The sequence below is a fragment of the Streptomyces thermovulgaris genome (assembly GCF_002155915.1).
Taxonomy (GTDB): Bacteria; Actinomycetota; Actinomycetes; order Streptomycetales; family Streptomycetaceae; genus Streptomyces; species Streptomyces thermovulgaris.
Genome location: NZ_MUME01000412.1, coordinates 1 through 4,864, shown reverse-complemented (window position 1 = coordinate 4,864; position 4,864 = coordinate 1). Strand labels below are relative to the sequence as shown.

General features: G+C 68.7%; 6 protein-coding genes and 1 pseudogene. 6 read left to right on the top strand and 1 reads right to left on the bottom strand.

Translation table 11 applies throughout. From position 1 onward, the window contains the following. The 6 genes from CCN35_RS25450 to CCN35_RS25425 form a co-directional block, all read left to right on the top strand. Nucleotides 1-1,167, top strand: a 1,167-nt coding sequence (locus CCN35_RS25450) for a sensor histidine kinase (protein ID WP_086794485.1), incomplete at its 5' end; no start/stop codon positions are given. Beyond that, nucleotides 1,164-2,039, top strand: a complete 876-nt coding sequence (locus tag CCN35_RS25445; RefSeq protein WP_086794483.1) for a response regulator — start codon at nucleotides 1,164-1,166, stop codon at nucleotides 2,037-2,039. The genes CCN35_RS25450 and CCN35_RS25445, both read left to right, overlap by 4 nt. Nucleotides 2,040-2,187: 148 nt before the next feature. Further along, the gene (locus tag CCN35_RS25440) at nucleotides 2,188-2,427 is read left to right on the top strand and encodes a Flp family type IVb pilin (RefSeq protein ID WP_086794481.1); all 240 of its coding nucleotides are present in this window, start codon (nucleotides 2,188-2,190) and stop codon (nucleotides 2,425-2,427) included. Further along, on the top strand, nucleotides 2,424-3,026 hold the full coding sequence (locus CCN35_RS25435; protein ID WP_086794479.1) for a pilus assembly protein TadG-related protein: 603 nt from the start codon (nucleotides 2,424-2,426) through the stop codon (nucleotides 3,024-3,026). The genes CCN35_RS25440 and CCN35_RS25435 overlap by 4 nt, the downstream gene beginning before the upstream one ends. Nucleotides 3,027-3,060: 34 nt before the next feature. Beyond that, a complete protein-coding gene (locus tag CCN35_RS25430; RefSeq protein ID WP_086794477.1) occupies nucleotides 3,061-3,639 on the top strand; it encodes a hypothetical protein in 579 nt (192 codons plus the stop codon). A gap of 7 nt (nucleotides 3,640-3,646) precedes the next feature. Beyond that, nucleotides 3,647-4,273, top strand: coding sequence for an OmpA family protein (locus CCN35_RS25425; RefSeq protein ID WP_086794475.1), 627 nt, complete (start codon nucleotides 3,647-3,649; stop codon nucleotides 4,271-4,273). Between the two features lie 15 nt (nucleotides 4,274-4,288). On the opposite strand, the pseudogene CCN35_RS29755 reads toward CCN35_RS25425, so the two are convergent. Continuing rightward, nucleotides 4,289-4,506: pseudogene (locus CCN35_RS29755) on the bottom strand (hypothetical protein); the annotation flags it as partial. Nucleotides 4,507-4,864 lie beyond the last annotated feature (358 nt).

Below are 4,864 nucleotides of genomic sequence, written 5' to 3'. Positions count from 1 at the left end.
CTCCTCAACGCCGCCCCCGGCCTGGCCACCCGCCTGGTCAGCACGGCGGTCGTCGTCACCTTCATGGGGTCCTACGTCCTCTTCAGGGACTGGGAACGCTTCGGCCCCCTCCTGCTGCGCCACCCCACCCTCCTGGCCCTCGACACCCTCTTCGGCGCCCTGCTCCTGATCGCGGCGGGCCCGAACAGCACCCTGGCCTACGTCAGCGTCTGCACCCCCCTCCTCGCCGGCCTCGTCTACGGCTGGCGGGGCGCGGGCGTCTTCGCCTCCCTCCAGCTGCTGATCCTGCTGCTCGTCCACGCCGCCTCGGGGAATCTCTCCACCGACCTGGCCCAGTCGTCCCTGTTCCCCGGCCTGTGCGTCATCGCGGGCGCGGCCGGTGTCACCCTGCGCAACCTGCTCCTCCGCTTCGGCGAGGCCACCCGGGCCCTGACCGAGGTCCAGGCCCGTCTGGCCGTCACGGAGGCGGTCGCCGCCGAACGCGCCCGCCTGGCCCGGGAGATGCACGACTCGGTGGCCAAGACCCTGCACGGCGTGGCCCTGGTCGCCGACGGCCTGGCGCACTCGGCGAGCGCCGACCGCATGGACCCGGCCCGGGTGAAGCAGCAGGCGGAACTGGTCGCCCGCTCGGCCCGCCAGGCCGCCGCCGAGGCCCGCGAACTGCTGAGGGACCTGCGCCACGAGCACGCCCCGGACCACGACGCGCAGCACGGTGCGCAGCACACCTCGGAGCAGGGCACCGACGTCCTCGCGGAACTGACGGACCGCACCCGCGACTTCACCGCCCGCACGGGCCTGCCCGCCGCCTGCCGCCCGACGGGCGGGAGGGACATCCCGCCGCTTCCGCCCTCCGTGGCCCACCAGCTCCTCGCCATCGTCGCGGAGGCGATGGAGAACGCCCACCGCCACGCGGCGCCCACCCGCGTCGACGTGCGCGCGGGCGTCCACGACGGCCTGCTGCGCCTCAGCGTCCAGGACGACGGCCGCGGCCTGCCGCCCGGCACGAGCCTGGAGGACCTCCGCCGGGCGGGCCACTTCGGCCTGGTCGGGATGGCGGAACGGGCGGCCTCGGTGGGCGCCCGCATCCGCATAGGCCGCGGCGCGGGGGAGAAGGGCACGGAGGTCCGGGTGGAACTGCCCCTGAAAGCCGTGGTGCCGACCTCATGAACGCGCATCCCGCCACGACCCGAGAGGAGGCCGCCGCCGTGCCGGACGACCGGACGACTCCCGATCCCTTCGAGGACTTTCCGCAGCCCGCCCCCGCCACCCCTCTCCGTGTGGTCGTGGCCGACGACAACCCCGTGGTCCGCGCCGGTCTGACGGCCCTGCTCTCCGCCCACCCGGACATCACGGTGGTCGCGGAGGCCGAGGACGGCCGCGCCGCCTGGGAGGCCACCCGGCGCCACCGTCCGGACGTCGTCCTGCTCGATGTCCGCATGCCCGGCGTGGACGGCCTCTCGGCCCTGCCGCACCTGGCCGGGATCGCCCCGGTCCTCATGCTGACCTACAGCCAGGAGTCGGAAACCGTCCAGGAGGCCCTGCGCCGGGGCGCGAGCGGCTATCTGGTCCACGGTGAGTTCACGGCGGACCAGCTGGTCGCGGCGGTCAGGGACGTCACAGCGGGAAGCGCCCACTTCACCCCCACGGCGGCAGGCGCCCTCCTGGCCCGGCTGCGCCAGCCCGAGGGTGCGACTGCACACGCCAAGAAAGCCGCAACACCCATTGGATCAGCCACTTCTCCGGAAAAGCTTTCGCAACTGCAACCAGATATGGGACAGTTGACGTCTGGGTGGACAGGTGGCCGTCCGGCCGCCGTCGACAGGTCGAGGTTCCAACTCAGCACCAGGGAGGCGGAGATCATGGACCTCATCGCGTCCGGCATGACCAATCAGCAGATCGCCGCCGCCTGTTTCATCAGCGAGAAGACCGTCAAGAACCACATCAACCGCATCTTCGCCAAGCTTCACAGCACCAGCCGCGCCGAGGCCACCGCCAAATGGCTGGGCACGGCGCCGGACACGTCGCGGGGAGTGGGGTGAGGCGGGATGAGGACGTCACGGAAGAAGCGCGTCCGCGTCTCTCTTTGGGCCCGGACTTGGGCCCCGGGACCCTCCGGCGAACCGGGTGCTCCGGCCTACATTGCCGACATCGCAGGCGGGCCCGAGACCGAACCCGGAGGGGAACACCATGAGCGACCTGATGCTGAAGACCGCGGTGGCGACCAAGGTCCGCGTGAACGGCTGGAAGAACACGACGGCCGCTGCGATGCGCCGCCGCGCCGGCGACAGAGGACAGACCGCGGTCGAGTACCTGGGAATCATCGCGGTGGTGGTGGCCATCGTGCTGGCGATCACGGGGACGGACATCGGTCAGACGATTTTCAATGCGATCAAGAACAAGATCACAGAAGTCACTGGTGGCGGGTGACGCGTCCGCGTAGGTTAGGCGATGCAGGGCAGGCTTTCCCCATCTACATCACGGTGGTGGCAGGCCTGCTCTTTCTTGCGTTTGCGTACTTGGCGGTCGGTCAGGCAGCAGTCAATAGAAACAGTGCGCAGACGGCGGCAGATGCAGCAGCATTGGCGGCGGCGCAGGACACTCGGGATCAGCTCGCGGGAAAGTGGGCCGACGCCGTGCTCGACCCGACCAAGTGGCAGGACTTTCTTGGTGGCGATGCAGCTCAGTTGAATGGGTGTTGGCGTGCGTATCAGCTGGCGCAACAGAACGATGCACGCGTGGAAGACTGTCAACCGCAGCCGACAGCACTGAAGTACACGGTGTACGTCCAGAGCGCTAAAGCCGTGGGGAAATCCATCGTTCCAGGTACGGAGAGTGTTCGCTCCAAAGCACATGCCAGCGCCGTCATCAAGCCGCTCTGCACATTCGATCCCCCCACCGAGGGCGCCGAGGACACGGACCTACTTCCGCGGCTCACCTGCAAGGACAAGCACTGGGATCTCGACCCGGACCACCTCATGGATCTACCGCGCCCCGAGGACCTATTCGATGTCCACCTGGTCGAATGAAGAACGAACAACGAGTGGAGAAGGAAGCAGAGTAATGAGCATTCGGTTCACTGAGAAGGCCCGCAGGGGGTTGGTCACGTTGACCGTAGCGACCGGGCTGGCCCTCGGTGTGGCCGGTTGCGGCGGTGGCGATGACAGCAAAAAGCCGGAAATCTCGGCGTCCGCCTCCGAAAGTAGTGGGTCTAACCCGAATGCTCAAGAGGGAAAGTCGGCTCAGCCGCTTGCTGAGCTGACCGGACCAGATGGCTTCCTCCTGCAGATCACCGATGCCAAACGAGACTCGGGCGGCTTCGTCACCGTAAACGGAATCCTGAAGAACGATGGCTCGAAGGTGGCCAACGTCCCGGCGCAGCTAAGCGGAAACGAAACTGAGATCATTCGACACGGAGTTTCCCTGGGTGGGGCAACTCTGGTGGACCCCAAAAGCAAGAAGCGTTATTACGTGCTGCGGGACACTGAAGGTCGCCCCCTTACCACGACCGGGTTCCCAGCCCTTAAGCCGGGACAGTCAGTAGGTGTCTTCATGCAGTTCCCGTCGCCGCCCGCCAGCACAACTGAGGTGACCTTCCAGCTCCCCCAGTTCCCTGCTGGCACCATCAAGATCTCCGGGTGAGGCCCCCATGAACCACACCCGCCTCACCCTGACTCTCACAACCGCTGCCCTCATGGTCGCGGTCAACCTCTGCGGCGCCACGGCGGCTCATGCCGACGACGGCCCCAGCGTGCCCCCCGGCACCGAACCCACCGCCTCCGCTCCCGTGGAGATCGACCCGACCGACCCGGATCTCAAGCTGCCCGAGGGGGCGACCCTCGCCGCGCCCAAGGTGCTCGACATCAAGTCGGTGGTCGAGGAACAGGGCGGCGAGGAGCGCCGTGAGGACACCAACGCGGACGTGACGTTCGCCCTTCAGGCCGAGGTGCTGTTCGGCAAGGACAGCGCGAAGCTGAGCGACCAGGCGAAGGCCCGTATCGACGCGATCGCGCAGGAGATCAAGAAGTACAAGCCGACCCAGGTCCGTGTCTTCGGCTTCACGGACAACCTGGGCAGCCATGAGCACGGCGTGGTCCTGTCCAAACGGCGCGCCAACGCCGTCCAGGGCGCCCTTGCCCAGAAGCTGAACGACCCGAACATCACCTTCGACGTACGGGGGTACGCCGAGCAGTACCCCATCGCGGACAACTCCACGGAGGAGGGCCGCAGGAAGAACCGCCGAGTGGAGGTGACGTTCCCGCGCACGGGGAGCTGACGGGCACTGGTGCTGCAGCAGGTGGCCGGCTTTCCCCGCCACGATCCCCAGGACGAGGGCACGGAGGGCTTCACGGCTGTCGGTCAGGGGCGGTCCTCCTGCCCGGCGACGGCGATGCGGGCGCTGCCCTCGGTGCCGGTTCCTGTGCGGAAGCAGTTGGCTCCTTCCCCGCAGAAGGGATCTTCCCGGGTGCTCTCGGCATGGCGGCCCTCCCCGGAGCCGGCGGGCGCCATGAACCGGCCCCCGGTGCCCCACCCCGAAACCCTCGCCTGCACCCTCACCCTCTCCACCGCCCCGCGCACACCTGAGATCGTCCGCTCGGCCCTCCGCACGGTCCTGTACGCACATGGGCTTGACGACATGACCGACGGGCCGTGCCTGGGGCTTCGGCGACGCCCGGGAGCCGGGCGGCGGCACGCGTACATGGGCGGTGCTGCCGGGGGAGGGCATCCGCGCCTGCCTCGTGGGCGGCCGCACGCAGAAGTGACGGCGGAAGGCAGTGCGGTGCCCGCCTCCCAGCGTCACCCACCCTGGCCGCTACTCCGCCTCCGCCGTCGTCTCCATCTCCATTTCCACGTCCACCCGCACCCC